Annotated in this window: 20 protein-coding genes; 12 read left to right on the plus strand and 8 right to left on the minus strand. The window is 74.7% G+C overall.

The annotated features are described in order from the left end of the window. Positions 1-116 precede the first annotated feature (116 nt). The gene (locus CCN42_RS03285) at positions 117-524 is read right to left on the minus strand and encodes a CoA-binding protein (RefSeq protein ID WP_086732974.1); all 408 of its coding nucleotides are present in this window, start codon (positions 522-524) and stop codon (positions 117-119) included. 122 nt (positions 525-646) lie between these two features. On the opposite strand from CCN42_RS03285, the gene CCN42_RS03290 reads away from it, so the two are divergent. Genes CCN42_RS03290 through CCN42_RS03300 form a run of 3 tightly spaced genes read left to right on the plus strand, consistent with a single transcriptional unit; the run spans position 647 to position 2591 of the window. Then, positions 647-1396, plus strand: a complete 750-nt coding sequence (locus CCN42_RS03290) for a hypothetical protein (RefSeq protein ID WP_086732975.1) — start codon at positions 647-649, stop codon at positions 1394-1396. Continuing rightward, a complete protein-coding gene (locus CCN42_RS03295) occupies positions 1393-1944 on the plus strand; it encodes a SixA phosphatase family protein (protein WP_086173035.1) in 552 nt (183 codons plus the stop codon). Before CCN42_RS03290 ends, CCN42_RS03295 begins: the two co-directional genes overlap by 4 nt. Before the next feature lie 20 nt (positions 1945-1964). Continuing rightward, a complete protein-coding gene (locus CCN42_RS03300; RefSeq protein ID WP_086732976.1) occupies positions 1965-2591 on the plus strand; it encodes a YigZ family protein in 627 nt (208 codons plus the stop codon). 57 nt (positions 2592-2648) lie between these two features. On the opposite strand, the gene CCN42_RS03305 is transcribed toward CCN42_RS03300, so the two are convergent. Further along, positions 2649-3566 carry a LysR family transcriptional regulator gene (locus tag CCN42_RS03305; RefSeq protein WP_086732977.1) on the minus strand — a complete coding sequence of 306 codons (918 nt, stop codon included), beginning with the start codon at positions 3564-3566 and terminating at the stop codon, positions 2649-2651. A 95-nt stretch (positions 3567-3661) separates the two neighbouring features. Here CCN42_RS03305 and CCN42_RS03310 point away from each other — a divergent pair, with 95 nt between their 5' ends. The 3 genes from CCN42_RS03310 to CCN42_RS03320 all read left to right on the plus strand — a co-directional run bounded on the left by CCN42_RS03310 (position 3662) and on the right by CCN42_RS03320 (position 9350). Next, positions 3662-4867, plus strand: coding sequence for an MFS transporter (locus tag CCN42_RS03310; protein WP_086732978.1), 1206 nt, complete (start codon positions 3662-3664; stop codon positions 4865-4867). A gap of 219 nt (positions 4868-5086) precedes the next feature. After that, positions 5087-6253, plus strand: a complete 1167-nt coding sequence (locus CCN42_RS03315) for an exonuclease SbcCD subunit D (protein ID WP_086732979.1) — start codon at positions 5087-5089, stop codon at positions 6251-6253. Positions 6254-6359: 106 nt separating this feature from the next. After that, positions 6360-9350 carry an AAA family ATPase gene (locus CCN42_RS03320; RefSeq protein ID WP_086732980.1) on the plus strand — a complete coding sequence of 997 codons (2991 nt, stop codon included), beginning with the start codon at positions 6360-6362 and terminating at the stop codon, positions 9348-9350. On the opposite strand, the gene CCN42_RS03325 is transcribed toward CCN42_RS03320, so the two are convergent. Continuing rightward, on the minus strand, positions 9344-9790 hold the full coding sequence (locus CCN42_RS03325) for an Lrp/AsnC family transcriptional regulator (RefSeq protein WP_086172618.1): 447 nt from the start codon (positions 9788-9790) through the stop codon (positions 9344-9346). The genes CCN42_RS03320 and CCN42_RS03325 overlap by 7 nt on opposite strands. A 169-nt stretch (positions 9791-9959) precedes the next feature. Between CCN42_RS03325 and CCN42_RS03330 the strand changes: the two genes are divergently transcribed. Next, positions 9960-10457: a rhodanese-like domain-containing protein gene (locus CCN42_RS03330; RefSeq protein WP_086732981.1), complete on the plus strand. Its 498-nt coding sequence runs from the start codon at positions 9960-9962 to the stop codon at positions 10455-10457. A gap of 146 nt (positions 10458-10603) precedes the next feature. Further along, positions 10604-11449 carry an SDR family oxidoreductase gene (locus tag CCN42_RS03335; RefSeq protein WP_086732982.1) on the plus strand — a complete coding sequence of 282 codons (846 nt, stop codon included), beginning with the start codon at positions 10604-10606 and terminating at the stop codon, positions 11447-11449. Positions 11450-11474: 25 nt separating this feature from the next. Here the strand turns inward: CCN42_RS03335 and CCN42_RS03340 are convergent, their stop codons facing one another. After that, positions 11475-13166, minus strand: coding sequence for a DUF885 domain-containing protein (locus tag CCN42_RS03340; protein WP_086732983.1), 1692 nt, complete (start codon positions 13164-13166; stop codon positions 11475-11477). Positions 13167-13213: 47 nt separating this feature from the next. Beyond that, positions 13214-13690, minus strand: a complete 477-nt coding sequence (locus CCN42_RS03345) for an Lrp/AsnC family transcriptional regulator (RefSeq protein WP_086732984.1) — start codon at positions 13688-13690, stop codon at positions 13214-13216. A gap of 59 nt (positions 13691-13749) precedes the next feature. On the opposite strand from CCN42_RS03345, the gene CCN42_RS03350 reads away from it, so the two are divergent. Further along, positions 13750-14895 (plus strand): trans-sulfuration enzyme family protein, encoded by a 1146-nt coding sequence (locus CCN42_RS03350; RefSeq protein WP_086732985.1) that lies wholly within the window; start codon positions 13750-13752, stop codon positions 14893-14895. A 63-nt stretch (positions 14896-14958) separates the two neighbouring features. Here the strand turns inward: CCN42_RS03350 and CCN42_RS03355 are convergent, their stop codons facing one another. The 3 genes from CCN42_RS03355 to pdxR form a co-directional block, all read right to left on the minus strand. Beyond that, positions 14959-16332, minus strand: a complete 1374-nt coding sequence (locus tag CCN42_RS03355; RefSeq protein WP_211294620.1) for a GNAT family N-acetyltransferase — start codon at positions 16330-16332, stop codon at positions 14959-14961. Positions 16333-16529: 197 nt separating this feature from the next. Beyond that, positions 16530-18104: an alkaline phosphatase D family protein gene (locus tag CCN42_RS03360; protein WP_086732986.1), complete on the minus strand. Its 1575-nt coding sequence runs from the start codon at positions 18102-18104 to the stop codon at positions 16530-16532. A gap of 119 nt (positions 18105-18223) precedes the next feature. Next, positions 18224-19627 (minus strand): MocR-like pyridoxine biosynthesis transcription factor PdxR, encoded by a 1404-nt coding sequence (gene pdxR, locus CCN42_RS03365; protein ID WP_086732987.1) that lies wholly within the window; start codon positions 19625-19627, stop codon positions 18224-18226. A gap of 47 nt (positions 19628-19674) precedes the next feature. Here pdxR and CCN42_RS03370 point away from each other — a divergent pair, with 47 nt between their 5' ends. From CCN42_RS03370 to CCN42_RS03380, 3 genes are read left to right on the plus strand one after another with little or no spacing between them, the layout of a single operon-like run. Further along, on the plus strand, positions 19675-20169 hold the full coding sequence (locus CCN42_RS03370; RefSeq protein WP_086732988.1) for a carboxymuconolactone decarboxylase family protein: 495 nt from the start codon (positions 19675-19677) through the stop codon (positions 20167-20169). Then, the gene (locus CCN42_RS03375; protein WP_086732989.1) at positions 20166-20615 is read left to right on the plus strand and encodes a carboxymuconolactone decarboxylase family protein; all 450 of its coding nucleotides are present in this window, start codon (positions 20166-20168) and stop codon (positions 20613-20615) included. Before CCN42_RS03370 ends, CCN42_RS03375 begins: the two co-directional genes overlap by 4 nt. Positions 20616-20626: 11 nt before the next feature. Continuing rightward, positions 20627-21358, plus strand: coding sequence for an isocitrate lyase/PEP mutase family protein (locus CCN42_RS03380; protein WP_086733002.1), 732 nt, complete (start codon positions 20627-20629; stop codon positions 21356-21358). Positions 21359-21376: the final 18 nt, after the last annotated feature.

Here is a 21376-nt window from a genome sequence, read left to right on the forward strand (position 1 = left end):
CGGGCGAAGCCCCAAGTACATCCAGTACGAGGGACTCCGCCCGGGGCGCCGAGAGCACGCACCAGACGCCGCGGGGCCCGCCCTTCGGGCGGACGACGGGACTTTGCGGACACGACCTAGCCCAGCCGCGGGATCTCGATCGCCGGGCAGCGGTCCATGACCATGTCGAGACCGGCGGCCCGCGTGCGGCCGTACGCCTCCTCGTCGATGACGTCCAGCTGGAACCAGACCGCCTTGGCGCCCTTCGCGACGGCCTCGTCGGCGACGGCTCCGGCGAGGTCGCTGTTGACGAAGACGTCCACCACGTCCACGTCGAAGGGGATGTCGGCGAGCGAGGCGTAGCCCTGCTCGCCGTGCACCGTCTCCGCCTTCGGGTGGACGGGCACGATGCGCTTGCCGAAGCGCTGGAGCACGCGGGCGACGCCGTGGGCCGCGCGCCGCTCGTTGTTCGACAGGCCCACCACGGCCCAGGTGTCGCCGCTCTCGGTGAGTATCTTTCGAACGGTGGCTGCGTCGCCGTACACGGGGGCCTCCCGGGCCTTGTGGACTTCTCCTGGTGCTTCGAGCAGGAGAACGGCCGACGGCGGGCGAAGATTCCCGGCCCCGCGCACCTGCGCCCGGGCGGACCCGGGCCTACGCTCGCACCGTGCTGCGCATCATCGACGCCGGAACCGGCGAAGTCGTCGAGGCCGCCCCCGCCCGCCGCGGTCTCACCCGGGTCGAGGCCCACGCGCCGGGCCTCGACCCCACCGCCCTGCGCGTGCTGCTGGTCGCCGACCTGCTCGTCCGGGCCCTGGAACTCGGCGGGACACCGGTCTGGGGGCTGCTCCGCGCGGAGCGCCCGCAGACGGAGCTGCGCGCGGCGGCCGACACGCTCGGCATCCGTCCTCTGGAGGACCGGGCGCAGGCGGGGCCGGGACTCGGGGAGCGGCAGGTGCTGCACGTGATCGCGGAAGGAGCCGCGGCGCCCGACGGGGTGCGGGTGGGGGTGGCGGCGGTCGAACCGGCCAGGCCGGCGGATGCGCCGGGGGAGGGCACCCAGGCGCTGCTGGGCGGCGATCCGGCCGTGCTGCGGCTCGCGCTGCTGGCCCGGCCCCGGAGGGAGCCGGTCCGGCTGGACGCCGAGGCGCTGGCCGGGGCCGGGCGGACGCTGGGCCGGTGGCGGCGGGCCGTCGCCGGGTGGGCGCGGGAGCCGTCGCGACCGGTCCCCGAGGAGGTGCGCGGACGGCTCCGGGCCGCCTGGGAGGACGACCTGGACGTGCCCGGCGTGCTGCGGGTCCTGCGGCGGGTGGAGAACGAGCCGGAGCTGCCGGACGGCGCCCGTTTCGAGACGTACGTCTACGCCGACCGGCTCCTGGGTCTCGACCTCGCCCGTGACCTGGGGGTCCTCGCGTGATCAGCCGGGCGGAGGCCGGTCCGCTGCGCCGCCTGGTGGTGCTGCGGCACGCCAAGTCCGCCTGGCCGCCCGACGGCCCGGACGTCCCCGACCACGACCGTCCGCTCGCCCCGCGCGGACGCCGGGACGCCCCGGCCGCCGGACGGGCGCTCGCCGCGGCCGACTGCCTGCCGGACCTCGCCCTGTGCTCCACCGCCCTGCGCGCGAGGCAGACCTGGGAACTGGCCGCCGCCCAGTGGGGCACCCCGCCGCCGGCCCGGCACGACCCGCGGCTGTACGCCGCCGGTGTGCCCGGGCTGCTGGCCGTCGTCCGCGAGGTGCCGCCCGAGGTGAGCACCCTGCTGCTCGTCGGGCACAACCCCGGCCTGGAGGATCTGGTCCTCGACCTGGCCGGGGACGGCCTGGACGACACCCTGGACCGGGTCCGGACGAAGTTCCCGACCTCGGCGATCGCCGTCCTCGCCTGGCGCGGCGCCGACTGGGGGGCGCTCGCCCCCGGCGCGGCCCTGCTGACCTGGGTGACGGTGCCGAGGGGGAGGAAGAGGTAGCCGCCGCATAGGCTGGCCGGATGCAGGACGAGTACCGCACGGTCGCCCGCGCGGGCGTGCACGAGACCGAGGTCAACCGCTCCCGCTTCCTGTGCGCCCTCGCACCGGCGGCCACGGAGCGTGAGGCGCAGGACTTCATCGCGCGCGTGCGCAAGGAGCACGCCGACGCCACCCACAACTGCTGGGCGTATGTCGTCGGCGCCGACGCCGGGATCCAGAAGGCCAGCGACGACGGCGAGCCCGGCGGCACCGCCGGCGTGCCCATGCTCCAGATGCTGATGCGCCGTGACATGCGGTACGTCGTCGCCGTCGTCACCCGCTACTACGGCGGCGTGAAGCTCGGCGCGGGCGGGCTCATCCGGGCGTACGGGGGCGCGGTCGGCGAGGCCCTGGACGCGCTCGGCACGATCACCCGGCGCCGGTTCCGGCTGGCCACGGTGACCGTCGACCACCAGCGTGCGGGCAAGATGCAGAACGACCTGCGCGCGACCGGCCGCGAGGTGCGGGACGTGCGCTACGGCGAGGCGGTCACCCTCGAGATCGGTCTGCCGGACGCCGACGTGGACGCCTTCCGGGCCTGGCTGGCGGACGCCACCGCGGGGACGGCCGGGTTCGAACTGGGCGGGGAGGCGTACGGCGACGCCTGAACCACGGCCGCCCGTGCGCTGCCTGCGCCTCCGCTTCCGCCTCCACGCCGCTACCGCCTATGCTCCCGCCCCCGCCTGCCCCTGGGCCAGGGTCTCGCCTACCGCCTGTGCGAAGGCGCGGGCCTGCGGGGTGACGGTGTCGCGGCGGACGACCAGGCCCAGCAGGGAGTCCGGCAGGCCCTCGACCGGGACGAACGCCAGGGAGGCGCGACTGCTGTGGTACTCGGCCGTCGAGCGGCAGAGCAGCATCGCTCCCCGGTCCGCCGCCGCGAGCGAGAGGCCTTCCTGAAGGGTGTTGACCAGAGGGCCGGCAGGGATCGGCCGACCGCCCGGCGTCTCGCGGGGGGCCTGCACCCGGCGCCAGTACTCGGGCGCGGAGTCATGGACGCCGATCAGCCGGCAGTCCGCCAGTTCCTCCGCCGAGACCGACTCCCGCGCCGCCAGCGGATGCCGGGCGGAGACCGCCAGGGTCTGCGGCTGCCGCGAGAACACCGGCCCCAGCACCAGGTCGTCCTCCGCCACCGGCAGCAGCACCACCGCGCAGTCCACCTCCTTGCGGCGCACCGGCCCGAACGGATCGGACAGCGCGATCTCCGCCACCTCGATCGCGCACGTCGGGCAGCGGTCCTGGAACAGGGCGACGGCCTGGGCGAGAGCGTCGTCCACCGTTCCCTGGAAGCCGAGCCGCAGCACCCCGCCCACACCGCGGGCGGCGGCCCGCGCCTCGTCGACGGCCGCCCGCAGCGCCTCGTACGCCGGGCGCAGCGACGCCAGGAAGGACTCACCGAGCGGCGTCAGGCTCACGCGGCGGCTCGTGCGCTCCACCAGCGGAGCGCCGATCCGCCCCTCCAGTGACCGCAGCAGCTGGCTGACCCGGCTCTGGGACACGTACAGCCGCTCGCCCGTGCGGCCGAAGTGCAGTTCCTCCGCGAGCACGAGGAAGGCCTCCAGCTCGCGGACCTCCAGACTGCTCACAGCCCCCTCCCCGCGCGTCGATCGAGTAGTCCGGCTCATCGAACCATGAGAGACGGGCCGTTGTTCCCGCAGGTCGCGGCAGGTTGGCTGAACGCATGGCACAGACAGAGAAGTCGGCAGGCGTGACTCCGGACCGCTCGCGCCCGTGGGGCGGTGGCCGGCCCGCCGTCATCGCCGCCGCGGGCGCGACGTTCACGGTGGTCACGTCCGAGATGCTGCCGGTGGGCCTGCTCACCCCGATCGGCGGAGCGCTGCGGGTGACGGAGGGCACGGCCGGTCTGACGCTGACCGTCACGGGCCTGGTGGCCGCGGTGTCCGCGCCGCTGCTCACCCCGGCGCTGGGCCGCTTCGACCGCCGCCCGGTGCTGTGCGGTCTGATGGCGGTCGTCGCCGCCGGGAACCTGCTGGCCGCCTGGTCCCCGCACTTCGCGGTGATGGTGGCGGCCCGGATCCTGGTCGGTATCGGCATGGGCGGTGTGTGGGCCGTCGCGGCCGGTCTCGCGGTACGGCTGGTCCCGGGCAGGTCCGTGGGGCCGGCCACCTCGCTGATCTTCAGCGGCGTCTCGGTGGCCTCGGTGCTCGGCGTACCCGCCGGCACGTACATCGGTGAACTGGCCGGCTGGCGCATGGCGTTCCTGACCGTCGCCGGTCTCGGGCTGGTGGTGCTGTTGGCCTTGGCCGTGCTGCTGCCGAAGCTGCCGGCCGATCAGGAGGTCCGGCTCGGCGGCGTGCTGCGGCTCGGCGGCGACCCGGGGGTGGCGACCGGGCTCGGTGTGGTGGCGCTCCTGGTCACCGGGCACTTCGCCGCCTACACGTACGTGCGGCCCGTCCTGGAGGAGACCGCCGGGGCGAGCACGTCCGTGATCGGCACGCTGCTGCTGGTGTACGGCGTCGCCGGTGTGCTCGGCAACTTCGCTTCCGGCGCCGGTGCTTCGCGCTCCCCGCGCGGCGTGCTCGTGGCGATCGGCCTGGTGCTGGCCGCGACGGTCTGCCTGATGCCGCTGATCGGCGGCTCGGTGATCACGGCGACGGTGCTGCTGGCGGTCTGGGGCCTGTCCTACGGCGGAGTCTCGGTCTCCACCCAGACCTGGCTGCTCGCGGCGGCCCCCGAGGCGCGCGAGGCGGCGTCGGCGCTGTTCGTCGGCGTGTTCAACGGCTCGATCGCGCTCGGAGCGTTCGCCGGGGGCCTCGCCGCGGACGGTCCCGGCGTCGCGGCCGTGATGTATCTGGGCGCGGCGCTCGCCGCCGGGGCAGTGGCGGTGGCCGCCCTGGGCCGCGCGCCGGTCGGCGGCCGCCGCTGACCGGCGCGACGTGACCCTTGAGTGAGGTGCACAACCCTCGACAGGTCCATAACGGGCATATCCCATCATTCTCCGTCAAGTGCGTGCGGACAGTCCGAGGTCGGTGGGGGACCAGGGGCCAGAGGCGTTAGCGTGGTGACCCCCGGTGTGCGTGCCGGGACCGGTCCATGCTGGTCTTTGAGGGACTCGAGGGTTGAACGTGCAGGTCAGAGAGATTCCATGAGATTGCTGCACACGTCCGACTGGCATCTCGGCCGGGCGTTCCACCGGGTGAACATGCTCGGGGCCCAGGCCGGCTTCATCGACCATCTCGTCGGCACCGTGCGGGAGCACGGGGTGGACGCGGTGGTCGTGTCGGGAGATGTGTACGACCGCGCGGTACCGCCCCTCGCCGCCGTCGAACTGTTCGACGACGCCCTGCACCGGCTGGCCGGCCTCGGCGTGCCGACCGTGATGATCTCCGGCAACCACGACTCGGCCCGCCGTCTCGGCGTGGGCGCCGGGCTGATCGGGCGGGCGGGCATCCACCTGCGCACCGATCCCGCGGCGTGCGGCACCCCGGTCGTGCTGCGGGACGCGTTCGGAGAGGTGGCCTTCTACGGCCTGCCGTACCTCGAACCCGCCCTGGTCAAGGACGAGTTCGGAGTGACGAGGGCCGGACATGAGACGGTGCTGGCCGCCGCCATGGACCGGGTCCGCGCCGACCTCGCCACCCGGCCGCCGGGCACCCGGTCCGTCGTCCTCGCCCATGCCTTCGTCACCGGGGGCGAGGCGAGCGACAGCGAGCGGGACATCACCGTCGGCGGCGTCGCCGCCGTCCCGGCCAAAGTCTTCGACGGCGTCGACTACGCCGCCCTGGGGCACCTGCACGGCAGTCAGACCATCACCGACCGCGTGCGCTACTCCGGCTCCCCGCTGCCGTACTCCTTCTCGGAGGCGCGGCACCGCAAGAGCATGTGGCTCGTCGACCTCGACGCCGACGGCGCGGTGACCGCCGAGCGCGTCGACTGCCCGGTGCCCCGCCCGCTGGCCCGCATCCGGGGCACCCTCGAGGAACTGCTCGCCGATCCGGAGCTGGCCCGGCACGAGGAGGCGTGGGTCGAGGCCACCCTCACCGACCCGGTCCGCCCCGCCGAGCCCATGGCCCGCCTCACCGAGCGCTTCCCGCACACGCTCAGTCTCGTCTTCGCCCCCGAACGCGCCCCGGACGACCCCGACGTGTCCTACGCCCGCCGCCTGGCCGGCCGCAGCGACCGGCAGATCGCCGAGGACTTCGTCACCCATGTCCGCGGCGCCGGACCCGACGAGCGGGAACGGGCGGTGCTCCAGGAGGCGTTCGACGCGGTCCGCGCGGACCAGACGGTACGGGAGGTGTCCTCCCGATGAGGGCGTACGGGACCGACGCGGTGAAGCGGGGCATGGGCTCGGCCGGACGGACGGCGGACCCGCACGCGCGTGCCGCCGCGCGCCCACGGCGGGCGGGAGCCGCCCGATGAGGCTGCACCGGCTCGACATCACCGCCTTCGGGCCGTTCGGCGGTTCCCAGAGCGTCGACTTCGACGCGCTGTCCGCCGCCGGGCTGTTCCTGCTGCACGGGCCGACCGGTGCGGGCAAGACCTCCGTGCTGGACGCCGTCTGCTACGCCCTGTACGGCTCGGTGCCGGGCGCCCGGCAGAGCGGCCAGGGCACGGGCCTGCGCAGCGACCACGCCGCACCGGGCACCCGGACATCGGTGACACTGGAGCTGTCCGTCGCCGGACGCCGCCTGGAGATCACCCGGCAGCCGCCCTGGGAGCGCCCCAAGAAACGCGGCACCGGCACCACCCTGGACAAGGCCCAGACCTGGCTGCGCGAGTACGACGCCGAGGCCGGCGCATGGCGGGACCGCAGCCGCTCCCACCAGGAGATCGGCGAGGAGATCACCCAGCTCCTCGGCATGAGCAGGGAGCAGTTCTGCCAGGTCGTGTTGCTCCCGCAGGGCGACTTCGCACGGTTCCTGCGCGCCGACGCCGAGGCCCGCGGCAAACTGCTCGGCCGGCTCTTCGACACCCAGCGCTTCGCGGAGGTCGAGAAGCGGCTCGCCGACCGCCGCCGCGCCACCGAGGCCGGTGTGCGCGAGGGCGACGCGGTCCTGCTGGCCGACGCCCACCGGATGCAGCAGGCGGCGGGCGGCGCCATGGAGCTGCCCGAGCTGGCCCCCGGCGACCCCGGCCTGGCCGACGCGGTGCTGAGCGCCGCCGCGATCGCCCGCAGCACCGCCCGCGAGGAGCTGGCCGTCGCCCAGTGCCGCCTCGCCGCCGCCGAGTCCGCGCGGGCCGCCGCCGACCGCGCCCTGGACGACGTACGGGAACGGGCCCGCCTCCAGCGGCGGTTCGCCGAGGCCCGGCAGCGGGCCCGGCTGCTGGAGGAACGGGCCGACGACCACCGCGAGGCACAAGCGCGGATGGAGCGCGGCCGCAAGGCCGAGGCCGTCGCACCCGCCCTGGAACTGCGGGAGTCCGCCGACGCGGAGCACCGCCGCGCGGTCACCGCCGAGGCCCACGCGCGCGCGGCGCTGCCCGCGCGGTACGCCGACGCCGGTGCCGCCGGGCTCGCCGCCGACGCCCGCCGGGCCGCCGAGGAACTGGGCGGACTGGAGTCCGCCCGCCGCGCCGAGCGCCGCCTGACCGACCTCGTCACCGAACGCGCCGGCCTCGACCGCCAGGAGCGCGCCGACGAGGAGATCATGGCGGAGGCGGACTCCTGGCTCGCCGAGTGGGAGACCACCCGCGCACGGCTGCGCGCGCGCATCGAGTCCGCGCAGGAGGCCACCGGGCGGGCCGAACAGCTCGCCGAACGGCGCGAACCGGCCCGGCGGCGACTGGACGCCGCCCGGCGCCGCGACCGGCTCACCGAGGAGGCGGACGCCGCCCAGCGGCAGGCCCTGGCCTCGGCCGAAGCGGCCGTCGAAGCCCGCGCCCACTGGCTGGACCTCAAGGAACAGCGGCTGAACGGCATCGCCGCCGAACTCGCCGCGGGCCTCGCCGACGGCGAGCCCTGTGCGGTCTGCGGGGCCACCGACCATCCCGCCCCGGCCCGCAAGGTGGCCGGCCATGTCGACCGGGAGGCCGAGGAACGCGCCCTCGCCGACCACCAGCGCGCCGACGAGCGGCGCGCCGAGGACGAGCGGCACCTGAGCGCCGTACGACAGGCTCTGGCCGCGGCCGGCGCCGAGGCCGGGGACACGCCGGCCGACGTGCTCGCCCGCGAGGCGGAGGAGGTGGAGCGGGAGTACCGGCAGGCGCGCGCCGCCGCCTCCGCGCTGCACGCCGCCCAGGAGGAACTGCGCCACGCCGAGCAGGAGCACGAGCGGCGCACCGCCGCCCGGCAGCAGGCCGAGGTGCGGGCCGCCGCCCGGGTCGGCCACCGGGAGCGGCTGGAGAGCGAACGGGCCGCCCTGGAGGAGGAACTGGCGCAGGCGCGCGGCACGGCCGACAGCGTGGCCGCGCGCGCCGCCCAGCTGGAGCGGTGGGCCGCCCGGCTCACCGAGGCCGCCGAGGCCGTCCGCACCGCGGAGGACACCGCCCAGCGCCTCAAGGAGGCCGACGCCCGGCTCGCGGACGCCGCGTTCCGGGCCGGCTTCGACACCCCGCAGGCCGCGGCCGCCGCCCTCCTCGACGACACCGCCCACCGCGAGCTGCAACGGCGGCTGGACGCCCGGCAGGCCGAGGAGGCCGCCGTCCGCGCCGTGCTCGCCGAGGCCGACACCGCCGCCGCCGCCGAACAACCGCCCGCCGACCTCGCCGCCGCCGAACGGGCCGCCGCCGACGCGGAACGCCGGGTACGCGAAGCCGCCTCCGCGCGGGACGCCGCCGGCCGCCGCTGCGCGGAGCTGGACCGCCTGTCCGCGCGCGCGGCCACCGGTGCGCGCCGGCTGGCGCCGCTGCGCGAGGAGTACGACCGGGTGGCCCGGCTCGCCGGGCTCGCGGCCGGCACCTCGGCGGAGAACGGACGCCGGATGCGCCTGGAGGCGTACGTCCTCGCCGCCCGGCTGGAGCAGGTGGCCGCCGCCGCGACCGTACGGCTGCAGCGCATGTCGTCCGGCCGGTACACCCTGGTGCACTCCGACGACCGGGCCGGCCGCGGTCGCAGCGGGCTCGGACTGCATGTCGTCGACGCCTGGACGGGGCGCGAACGGGACACGGCGACGCTGTCCGGCGGCGAGACCTTCTTCGCCTCGCTCGCCCTCGCCCTCGGCCTCGCCGACGTGGTCACCGACGAGGCCGGCGGGGTCCGCCTGGACACCCTCTTCATCGACGAGGGCTTCGGCAGCCTCGACGACCAGACCCTGGACGAGGTGCTGGACGTGCTGGACTCGCTGCGCGAACGCGACCGCAGCGTGGGCATCGTCAGCCATGTCGCCGACCTGCGGCGGCGGATCCACGCCCAGCTGGAGGTCGTCAAGGGCAGATCGGGATCGACGCTGCGGCAGCGGGGTCACTGACCGAGCGGACGGCGGGGCAGCGGGGAGGAGTAGACGACACTGGTCGTCACGGAGCCCAGCGTCCCGATCCGCCCCGACACCTCCTCCAGGTGCCGCATCGACCGGGCGGCCACCTTGATGACGAAACAGTCGTCGCCGGTGACGTGGTGCGCCTCCAGGATCTCCGGGGTCGCGGCGACCAGGTCGTGGAACGGCTTGTAGTTGCCGGTCGGGTAGCGCAGCCGGACGAAGGCCAGGATCGGCAGCCCCAGCCGTTCCGGGTCCACCACGGCGGCGTATCCCTGGATGACGCCCGCCTCCTCCAGGCGGCGCACCCGCTCGGTGACCGCGCTCGGGGACATGGAGACGGCCCGGGCCAGCTCGGCGAAGCTGGCGCGGCCCTCCCGCTGGAGGACGTCGAGGATGCGCCAGTCGGTGGCGTCCGGGGAAAACGCGGTCATGGGCGATGGATAGCAGGGAGATCCCGGGCGGATCAAGGTGTGGGCCGTGGAACGGCCCTTCAGGAAGGTGATCACCGACCGTAGATTTCTGGTCATCGGACGCCACGGGTTCGGACCTCACAGGTTCGGACACCACGGGGTCGCACACCACCGGAGAGGGAGCCCCGCGATGACCGCCACCGTCACCACCACCGCCTCAGCCGCCGTCAACCCCGTCCTGCGCGTCTCCCCCGCCGCCCCGGCCGACGCCGCCGCCTACTTCCGCGCGAGCCTCGTCTTCCACGCCGATGTCTCCGACGTCGCCACCGCGCTCGCCGCCGACGGCGACCCGGGCTTCGTCGTGCTGGACTCGCGGTCCACCGCGGCGTGGGACCAGGGGTACGTACCCGGCGCGGTTCATCTGCCGACCGGGCTCATCCCGGAACAGGCCGAGCACCTGCTCGACAAGTCGGTGCCCGTGGTGACGTACTGCTGGGGGCCCGGATGCAACGGCGCGACCCGGGCGGCCCTCGCGCTCGCCGAACTCGGCTTCCGGGTCAAGGAGATGCTGGGCGGGTTCGAGTACTGGGTGCGGGAGGGATTCGCGTTCGAGACCTGGGAGGGGCGTGAGCGGCGGGTCGCCGACGCGCTGACGGCGCCGGCGGATGCCGGGGACTGTGGCTGCTGAAGCCTCCGGCGGTTCGGCAGGTGCGACTCGTGGTGGGCGGGTCGCGCGGTGCCCCGCGCCCCTGACCGGGCTGCGGTGGCCCCGTCGCCAGGGTCCCCGGGAAAGTGGGATGCCGCGGGCCCGGGTCGCCTCGCATCATGATCCGTATGCCTCGACTGCCGCACCCCACCCCCGAAGAGCTCCGTCGTGACCCGCTTCCGCTGCGCGGGCGGACCGCCCTGGTCACCGGGGCCAGCCGGCGCGGCGGCATCGGATACGCCGTGGCCCGGCGCCTCGCGGCCTACGGCGCGAGCGTCTGTCTGCACCATCACGTGCCGCACGACGCCGGGCAGCCGTGGGGCGCCGACCGGCCCGAGGAGGTCGCCGCCTCCGTCCGCGAGGTCCTCGGCGACCCGCAGGCGCGCGTCGTCCACTGCCCCGGCGACCTCGCCGACCCGGCCGCCCCCGCCGAGCTGATCGCCACCGCCGCGCAGGCGCTCGGCGGACGGCTCGACATCCTCGTCGCCAACCACGCCCTCAGCGGCTCGGACGGCACCCTCGACACCATCGACGCCGCGATGCTCGACGCGCACTGGGCGGTCGACACGCGCGCGGTGGTGCTGCTGGTGCAGGCGTACGCCCGGCTGCGCGCCGCCCTGCCGCCGCGCACCCCCGGCGGGCGGGTGGTGCTGATGACCTCGGGACAGGACCACGGGGGCGGTATGCCCGGCGAGATCGCCTACGCCCTCCAGAAGGGAGCCCTCGCCTCCATCACCCGCTCCCTCGCGACCACGCTCGCCGAGCATGCGGTCACCGTGAACGCGGTCAATCCCGGACCCGTCGACACCGACTACCTGTCGGGCGAGGCCTACGACTGGGTCGCCTCCCGCTTCCCCGCCGGACGCTGGGGCATGCCGGACGACCCGGCCCGCCTCATCGCCTGGCTGGCCACGGACGAGGCGGTCTGGGTCACCGGTCAGGTGATCGACTCCGAGGGCGGTTTCCGGAGGTGACGGGCGTGCGCGGCGCCGCGGCGGGTCAGAGCCGGGACAGCTCGTCGACCAGGTCGTCCAGGCCCAGCGATCCCTGGGAGAGGGCGGCCATGTGCCAGGCCTTGAGGTCGAAGGCGTCGCCGTGCCGCTCGCGCGCCTTCTCCCGGCCCAGCAGCCAGGCCCGTTCGCCCAGCTTGTAGCCGATGGCCTGGCCGGGGATCGTCAGATAGCGGGTCATCTCGCTGGAGACGTAGTCCTCCGGACGGCTGCTGTGCGCGCCGTAGAACTCCTCGGCCAGCTCCGGCGTCCACCGCTCGCCCGGGTGGAACGGCGAGTCCGCGGGGATCTCCAGCTCCAGGTGCATGCCGATGTCGACGATCACCCGGAGCGCCCGCATCATCTGCGCGTCGAGGTAGCCGAGCCGCACCTCGGCGTCCGTGAGGAAGCCCAGCTCGTCCATCAGCCGCTCCGCGTACAGCGCCCACCCCTCGGCGTTGGCACTGACCAGGCCGACGGAGGCCTGGTAGCGGGACAGGCTCCCGGCGACGTGCGCCCACTGCGCCAGCTGGAGGTGATGGCCGGGCACGCCCTCGTGGTACCAGGTGGAGACCAGGTCGTAGACCGGGAACCGGGTCAGGCCCATGGTCGGCAGCCAGGTGCGGCCCGGGCGGGAGAAGTCCTCCGACGGCGGTGTGTAGTACGGGGCGGCGGCGCTGCCGGGCGGGGCGATGCGCGACTCCACCCTCCGCACCCGCTCGGCGAGTTCGAAGTGGGTACCGTCCAGCTTCTCGATCGCCTCGTCCATCAGGTCCTGGAGCCACTCCCGGGTCTCGTCGACGCCCTCGATGTGGCGGCCGTGCTCGTCGAGGTGCGCGAGCGCCACCCACGGCGTCTCGGCGCCGGGCAGGATCCTCTCCGCCTCCGCGCGCATCTCGCCGAGCAGGCGGTGGAACTCCGACCAGCCGTAGGCGTACGCCTCGTCCAGGTCGAGGTCGGTGCCGTTGTAGTAGCGCGCCCAGCGGGCGTAGCGGTCACGGCCCACCGTGTCCGGGGCGCCCTCGACGGCCGGCGCGTACACCTCGCGGATCCAGTCCCGCAGCTCCGCCACGGCGGCCGTCGCCGCCCGGGCCGCCTCGTCCAGCCCGGTCCGCAGGGCCTCGGGGCCGGCCGCGGCGAAGTCCTCGAACCAGCCGCGGCCGGAGCCGTCGGTGTCCGCCCACTCGGTGAGCTGCTCCAGGAAGACGGCCGTGGGGCGGGGACCCGCGTACAGCTTGCGGTCCAGGCCGAGCGCCAGGGACTCGCGGTATCCGGCCAGCGCGGCGGGCACCGCCCGCAGCCGCTCGGCGATCGCCGCCCAGTCCTCGTCGGTGTCCGCCGGGGTCACCGTGAACACCTCGCGCACATGGTGGGCGGCCGTGCTCATGTTGCCGACCGCGCGCAGTCCCTCGTCGGCCTCGTGCACGGCGAGCTCGGCGGTCAGCCGCTCGCGCAGCAGCCGGGCGCAGCGCCGCTCGATGTCGCTGTCCGCGCCGGGCCGCCGCTCGGCCTCGTCCAGCCGCGCCAGCGTCCGGCGCGCCAGCTCCGCCAGTGCCTCCTGGCCCGCGGGCGAGGTGTCGGGCAGCCGGCTCGAACTCTCCTTCACACCGAGGTAGGTACCGGTCACCGGGTCGAGGGCGATGAGCTCGTCGACGAACGCGTCGGCGACCTCACGGGGCAGCGGGCTCTTGGTCTCTGACATGCGGACCATCCTCGTACGACGGCCCGGACCCGGCACCCGGTTTGCGCCTACGGCAACGGCGGCAGCAGGGGGCCGCAGTCCCACTGCTGGAAGATCAGACGGGTCTCCACCCGGGCCACCTCACGGCGGGCCGTGAACTCGTCGAGGACGAGCCGCTGCAGGTCCGCCATGTCGGCGACGGCGACATGGACGAGATAGTCGTCCGGCCCGGTGAGATGGAAGACGGTCCGGGACTCCGGCAGCGCCCGGATGCGGTCCACGAACGGCCCCACCAGCTCCCGGCGGTGCGGCCGGACCTGCACCGACAGCAGTGCCTCCAGACCGCGCCCCAGCTTGGCCGGATCCAGCCGGAGCTGGTGCCCGAGGATCACACCCGCGCGGCGCAGCCGGGTCACCCGGTCGAGGCAGGTGGACGGTGCGACCCCGACCTGCGCGGCGAGGTCCCGGTAGGTCGTCCGGGCGTCGTTCTGCAACAGCCGCAACAGATGGAGGTCCACCGGATCCAGTACGACAGATTCGGCCACCGGCCGAACGTAGCACGGGATTTTCGGATCCGGCCCCGGCCGGTGTTCACCCTCTCGCCATGGAGACAGCGCGCACACAGTCACCGACCCGTACCCGGGCACTGGCCACCGAGGCCGTGCACGCCGGCCGCGACGACCTCGCCGAGCAGGGCCTGCACGTCCCGCCGATCGACCTGTCGACCACCTACCCTGCCGCCGACAGCCGGGCCGAGGCCGCCCGGATCGACGCGTTCGCCACGACCGGCGCCGAGCCGGACGGCCCGCCCGTCTACGCCCGCCTCGGCAACCCCACGGTCGCTCGCTTCGAGACCGCGCTCGCCCGGCTGGAGGGCACCGAGGCAGCCGTCGCGTTCGCCAGCGGCATGGCTGCCCTCAGCGCGGTCCTGCTGGTCCGGGCCTCCCTGGGCCTGCGGCACGTGGTGGCGGTACGCCCGCTGTACGGCTGCAGCGACCACCTGCTGACCGCCGGGCTGCTCGGCTCCGAGGTCACCTGGACCGACCCGGCCGGGATCGCGGAGGCGCTGCGCCCGGACACCGGTCTCGTCCTCGTCGAGTCCCCGGCCAACCCGACCCTCGCCGAGGTCGATCTGCGGGCCGTCGCCCACGCCTGCGGGTCCGTGCCGCTGCTGGTGGACAACACCTTCGCCACACCCGTGCTCCAGCGTCCCGTCGAGCACGGCGCGCGGCTGGTGCTGCACAGCGCCACCAAGTACCTCGGCGGGCACGGCGACGTGCTGGCCGGAGCCGTCGCCTGCGACGAGGAGTTCGCGGGGCGGCTGCGGCAGGTCAGATTCGCCACCGGCGGGGTCCTCCACCCGCTGGCCGGATACCTGCTGCTGCGCGGCCTGGCCACCCTGCCGGTCCGGGTGCGGGCCGCATCGAAGACCGCCGCCGAACTCGCTCGCCGGCTCGCCGCCGACCCGCGGGTCGAGCGGGTGCACTACCCCCGCATCGGCGGCGCGATGATCGCCTTCGAGGTGTACGGCGACCCGCACGCGGTCATCGGCGGCGTCCGGCTGGTCACCCCGGCCGTCAGCCTCGGCAGCGTCGACTCCCTCATCCAGCACCCGGCGTCGATCAGCCATCGCATCGTGGACGCCGAGGACCGCCGGGGCGCCGGTGTCAGCGACCGGCTGCTGCGGCTGTCGGTGGGCCTGGAGGACGTGGACGACCTGTGGGCCGACCTGGACGGCGCCCTCGGGTGAACGAGCGAACGGCCCGGCGCGGCCGGGCCGTTCCGCCGAGCGCGCCGGGCCGGTCGCGCCGGGTCAGTCGCGGGCGGGCAGCCCGGTGGCCACCGGGGCCGCCTCCAGCCGGGCCGTGATCACCAGCGTGCCCTCCTCGATCTGGTAGTCGAGGGGCAGGCCGAGGCCGCGCATCGCGGCGACCATGCCGGTGTTGGAGGACTGGGTGACGGCGTAGACGCTCTCGCAGCCCGCCTCGGCCGCCATCGCCACCAGGCGGCCCAGCAGTTCGGTGCCGATGCCGCGCCGCTGCCAGGTGTCCTCGACGAGCAGCGCGACCTCCGTCTCGTCGCCGTCCCACAGCAGGTGGCCGAGGCCGACGATCCGCCCCGAGGTGGTCCGCACGGCGAGCGTGCGGCCGAAGCGCGGGGAGAGCAGGTGGCTGAGGTAGCGGTCCGCGTCGCCGACCGGCCCGTGGTAGCGCATGGCGAGGGTGCGGGCCGAGCACCGCTCGTGCATCTCCTTCGCCGCCTCCAGGTCGCCGGTGTCGGCCCGGTGCACGGTGATGGCGTTGCCCTCCGGCAGGGTCAGCACGTCCTGGCCGCGCGGGATGCGCGGGCCGAGCCGGGAGTCCAGTTCCACCAGCGCCCGCGCCCGCGCGAACTCGGTCGGGGTGAACGGCAGATACGGCCGCTCCACGGTGATCACACCGCCCTCCGGGGCGCGCAGCCGCAGCACGGTGTCCTCCAGGACGCCCTCCGCCGGTACGGCGCCGGCGTCACCCGCGCTCCCGGCCGGGGCCGCGGGCAGCTGGCGGATGGTGCAGCGGCCCAGCAACTGGCGCAGCGCGAGGGGCAGTTCAGCGGCGTCCAGGGCGGTGCGGGTGGCCAGGCCGAGGATCCGGGTGGGGGCGTCCACCAGGTCGTGGGCGTCGGCCCGCTCGATCCAGGTGCCGGTGCCGCCGGCCAGGGACACCGCCCGGGTGAGCTCACCGGCCGCGAGCGAGCCGGGGGCGCGCAGCAGGAACTCGTCGACCGTGCCGTCGCCCAGCGGATGGGTCTGCAGGCTCAGGATGTCCACCCGGTGGCCCGCGAGGGCCGTGCACAGCGCGGCCAGTGAGCCCGGCTCGTCCCGCACGGTCGTCCGCAGCCGCCACAGCGCGCTGCGGGGGGAGACCTCGTCGGCCGCCGTCCGCCCGGCGGTGCCCGGCCGGGCACCGGTATCGTCGGCCGGCGGTGCGTGGCCGTGGCGGCGTGCCCACCAGGTGTGGAAGGCCGCGGTGGCGATCAGCGCGACCGCGGAGACCAGCAGCAGCGTCGGGCCGTCGGGTCCGTGCCCGATCAGGTTGGCCACGGCGTCGGCGACCGCCACGGCGGTGAAGAGGGCGGCGAGTTCGACGACGTCCCGCCGCCAGTGGTGCACGGGACGGCCGTTCTTCGCGCGCGTCACATCAGTCATCTTCCGCTTCATGCACCCACTGTGAAGGAACGGTGTTGCGTGATCACGAACAGTATGTGACTGATGGGTTAAGCGGCCTTCTGTCCCATTTAGGGTTCAATTGACGGTTCAATGTGTCCGCCGCTGACCGTTCGATGTGCCATGCCGCGCACCGCGGGATGACGGCGGTGCGCGACACGGTGACGAGGGTACGGGATCTACTGGCCGACGAGGCCCGGCCGGAGCACCTTGGTGAACAGCACGGTGCCGTCCTGCTCGCGCAGCCGGACCGTCAGTTCCGCGCTGTCGCCGTCGATGTCGACCTCGCCGAAGAACTGGTAGCCCTCCGCGGGCGAGACGTTCGCCCTCGTCGGAGCCTTCACGAAGACCCGCTCCGGGCCGAACGTGCCGTCGAGCGCGTTGGCCGGGAAGGCACCGGCGTTCAGCGGGCCCGAGACGAACTCCCAGAACGGCTCGAAGTCGGTGAACGCGGCCCGCGACGGCTGGTAGTGCTGCGCCGAGGTGTAGTGCACGTCCGCCGTCAGCCAGACCGTGCCGGTGACGCGCCGGTGCTTGACGAACCGCAGCAGCTCGGCGATCTGCAGCTCACGGCCGAGCGGGGCGCCCGGGTCGCCCTGGGCCACCGCCTCGATGTTCGGCCTGCCGTCCCCGGTGTCCGGCACGACGAGACCGAGCGGCATGTCGGAGGCGATCACCTTCCACACCGCGCGCGACCGGGACAGCTCCTTCTTCAGCCACTCCAGCTGCTCGCGGCCGAGGATGCCCTGCTGGTCGGCGGCCTGGTCGCCCGGGGAGTTCGCGTTGCGGTGGGTCCGCATGTCCAGCACGAAGACGTCCAGCAGCGGACCGTGGTGCTGCACCCGGTAGACCCGCCCGCCGGGGCGGCGCAGCGTGGAGATCGGGAAGTACTCCGAGAACGCCCGCCGGGCCCGCGCGGCGAGCACGTCCACGTTCTTCTCCGTGTACCGGCCGTCGGCGAGGATCTCGCCCGGGTACCAGTTGTTGGTGACCTCGTGGTCGTCCCACTGGATGATGGACGGCACCCGGGCGTTGAACGCGCGCAGGTTCTCGTCCAGCAGGTTGTAGCGGAAGTTGCCGCGGAACTCGGCCAGGGTCTCGGCGACCTTCGCCTTCTCCTCGGTCGTGACGTTCCGCCAGATCCGCCCGTCGGGCAGGGCCACCGTCCCGGTGATCGGGCCGTCGGCGTAGACGTTGTCGCCGGAGCAGAGGAAGAAGTCGGGGTCCACGGCCGCCATCGCGTCGTAGATGCGGTAGCCGCCGAGCTCCGGGTTGATGCCCCAGCCCTGCCCGGCCAGGTCGCCGGACCAGACGAACCGCACGCCGTCGCGGCGCCGGACGGACGCCGTGCGGAAGGTGCCGGTGACCGGTTCGCCGGTACGGCGCGGGTCGTCCGGGTCGGCCAGCAGCACCCGGTAGTGGATCTGCTCGCCGGGCGGCAGGCCGCGCAGCCGGGTGGTCCCGGTGAAGTCGGTGTCCGCGCCCAGCAGCGGGCCGTGCCATCTGCGCGGATTGCGGAAGGACTCGGTGGCCGACGTCTCGACGATCATCCGGGCGGGCCGGTCCGAGCGCACCCACACCAGCCCGGAGTCCGTCGTCACATCGCCCGTCTGCACGCCCCAGCCCGCCCGCGGACGCCCCGACAGGGCGAGGGCGGGAGCCGCGCCGAGACCGACGGGCAGGGTCAGGGCGGCGGACGCGGCGAGTGAACCGCGCAGCACGGTGCGGCGGTCGGGGAGCGGACGAGATGCCATGAAAGGGCCTCCAGGCGGGATCCGGCCAATGGGTGAAGCCACACCTACTGGTGCACCGCGGCGGACACGGAAACCGCAAGTGAACAACTGCCGCACCCGGCGGGGAACCGCCGCGCGCGTCACACCGCCTCGGCCATCAGCCGGACGCCCTCCCGGATCCGGCCCGGCGACAGGTGCGCGTATCCCACCACCAGCCGTACGGCAGCGGCCTTCCCCGGATCGCCCCCCGGCCGGTACCGGCAGTCCGACAGCGGGCGTACGGCGACCCCGGCACCGGCCACGCGCGCGAGGAAGCGGTCCTGAGGGCCGTACCGCTCGGGCAGCGTGGCGATGACATGCAGGCCCGCCGCGATCCCGGACACCTCCGCGCCGGGGAAGTGCTCCGCCAGCGCGGCGACGAGCGCGTCCCGCCGTTCCCGGTAGGCGCGCTGGCAGCGGCGCAGCTGGCGGTCGTAGTCGCCGCGCTCCAGGAACCGGGCGAACACCGCCTGGTCGACGCTGGGGTGGCCGAGGTCGATGGTCCGCTTGCGCCGGACGACGTCCTCCGCCAGCCACTCGGGGACCATGAGCCAGCCCAGCCGCAGCCCGGGCGCCAGGGACTTGCTCACCGAGCCCGTGTAGGCGACCCGTTCCGGGTCCAGGCCCTGGAGGGCGCCGACGGGCTGGCGGTCGTAGCGGAACTCGCCGTCGTAGTCGTCCTCCAGGATCAGCCCGCCGGTCCGGCGGGCCCAGTCGACGACGGCCGCGCGCCGTTCGGGCCGCAGCGTCACCCCCATGGGGAACTGGTGGGAGGGGGTCAGCAGGACGGCGCGTTCGCCGGCGAGGCCGTCCGGGTCGGTGCCGGACGCGTCGAACGGCAGCGGCCGGGTCCGCAGCCCCGCCCGTTCGGCCAGTGACCAGTGCACGTCGAGGCCGTACGACTCGACCGCGAGGGTGCGCAGCCCGCGGGCGTGCAGGACCTGGGAGAGCAGGCGCAGGGCGTGGGCGAAGCCGGCGCTGACCACGATCCGGTCCGGGTCGGTGCGCACGCCGCGGGCGCGGGCGAGGTAGCCGGCGAGGGCGGTGCGCAGTTCGGCGCGGCCGCGGGGGTCGCCGTAGCCGAGGGCGTCGTTGGGAGCGGCGGCCAGGGCGCGGCGGGCCGCCTTGAGCCACTGGGTGCGAGGGAAGGAGGCGAGGTCGGGGCTGCCGGGGATCAGGCTGTACGCGGGGCGTCCGGTGCGGCTCGGGGTGGGGTCCGGGTGCCGGGCGGGCGGCGGTACGGGGCGGTCGGCGACCCGGGTGCCGGAGCCCTGGCGGGCGGTGAGCCAGCCCTCGGCGACCAGGTCGGCGTAGGCGCCGGCGACGGTGTTGCGGGCGAGGCCGAGGTCGGTGGCGAGCGAGCGGGAGGAGGGCAGCCGGGTGCCGGGGGCGAGCCGGCCGGTGCGGACGGCGTCGCGCAGGGCGACGGTGAGGCCGCGGCGCACCCCGCCGCCGGCCGGCTGCAGATGGAGGTCGATGCCCAGAGTGGCCCACGGTTTCTCCATGGAAATGGACCATACGCGCGGGCAGCTTTCTCCCTAGGGTCGGGGGCATGACCACAGAGACCGTCAGCTATGCGACCGAAGCGGCCCCCCGACTGGAGTGGGCCAAGCTCGTCCCCGATGTCTACAAGGCGATGATCAGGCTCGACACGGCCGCCAAGCAGGGCCTGGACCACAAGCTGTACGAGCTGGTGAAGATCCGCGCCTCCCAGATCAACCACTGCGCCCTCTGCATCGACATGCACTCCAAGGACGCCCTCGCGGCCGGGGAGAGCGTGGAGCGGATCATCCAGCTCAGCGCGTGGGAGGAGTCCCGGCACTTCTACACCGAGAGGGAACTCGCGGCGCTGGAGCTGACGGAGGCGGTGACCGTCCTGACGGACGGGTTCGTCGCGGACGAGGTGTACGAGAAGGCCGCCAAGCACTTCGAGGAGGCGGAGCTGGCGCAGCTGATCGCCGCGATCACGGTGATCAACGCCTGGAACCGGTTCGGTGTGACCTGCCGGATGACGCCGGGTCACTACCAGCCGGGCGCCCACAAGTGACCGCGCGCACCACCCGCCTCGCTCCCGAGGTCCGCACCGCGATGCAGTCCCTGAGCGCCGCCGCCAAGCGCGGCCTCGGGGACCCGGCCCTCGCCGAGCTGGTCCAGATCCGCGCCTCGCAGCTCAACCGGTGCGCGTTCTGCCTGGACATGCACGTGGCGATCGCCCGCAAGGAGGGAGTGAGCGAGCGTCGGCTCGATCTGCTCGCCGTCTGGCAGGAGGCCGGGGACGAGGTCTACGACGAGCGGGAGCGGGCCGCCCTCGCGCTCACGGAGGCGGTCACCGTGCTGACGGACGGGTTCGTGCCGGACGAGGTGTACGAGACGGCGGCCAAGCACTTCGACGAGGCCGAACTCGCCCACCTGATCGCTCTGATCACCGCCATCAACGGCTGGAACCGGCTGATGGTGGCCCGCCGGATCCCCCCGGGAGGGCCGGCTTGGTGAGCGAGGGCGGGCTGAGCAAGGCCGAGGTCTTCCGTGCCCTCCACCACGGCCGGGCCCCCGGCGATCCGCTGGTGCTGCCGGGGCCATGGGACGCCGCCTCCGCCCGCGCCCTCGTCGCCGCCGGGTTCCCGGCGCTGGCCACACCGAGCGCCGGTGTGGCCGCCGCCCTCGGCTACGCGGACGGCGAGACGCCCGCCGACGAGATGTTCGCGGCGGTGGCGCGGATCGCGCGGGCGGTGGACGTGCCGGTGTCGGCGGACGTGGAGGACGGGTACGGACTGGCGCCCGGTGAGCTGGTGGAGCGGCTGCTGGAGGCGGGGGCCGTGGGCTGCAACCTGGAGGACTCCGCGCACGGGGTGCTCAAGGACCCGCACGAGCAGGCCGGGTTCCTGGCCGGGGTGCGGGCCGCGGCGGGCGACCGGCTGTTCGTCAACGCGCGCGTCGACACCTTCGTACGGCAGGTCCCGGACGTGGCGGAGACGATCGAGCGGGCGCGGCTGTACGTGGCGGCGGGCGCCGACTGCGTGTATCCGATCCTCGCCCCCGTGGACGCCCTGCCGCTGCTGCGGGCCGCGGTCGAGGGCCCGCTCAACGCCGTCGCGACGGTGGGCGACGGCCCCTCGCCCGCCGAGCTGGGCGAGCGGGGGGCCACCCGGATCACCTTCGGGCCGGGCCTGCAGCAGCGGGCGACGGCCGCGCTGCGGGAGATCGCCATGACACTGCGCCGCGGGCGGAGGGGCTGACGGAGCTACGTCCCCCCG

It is taken from the genome of Streptomyces glaucescens, from assembly GCF_002154375.1.
Lineage (GTDB): Bacteria > Actinomycetota > Actinomycetes > Streptomycetales > Streptomycetaceae > Streptomyces > Streptomyces glaucescens.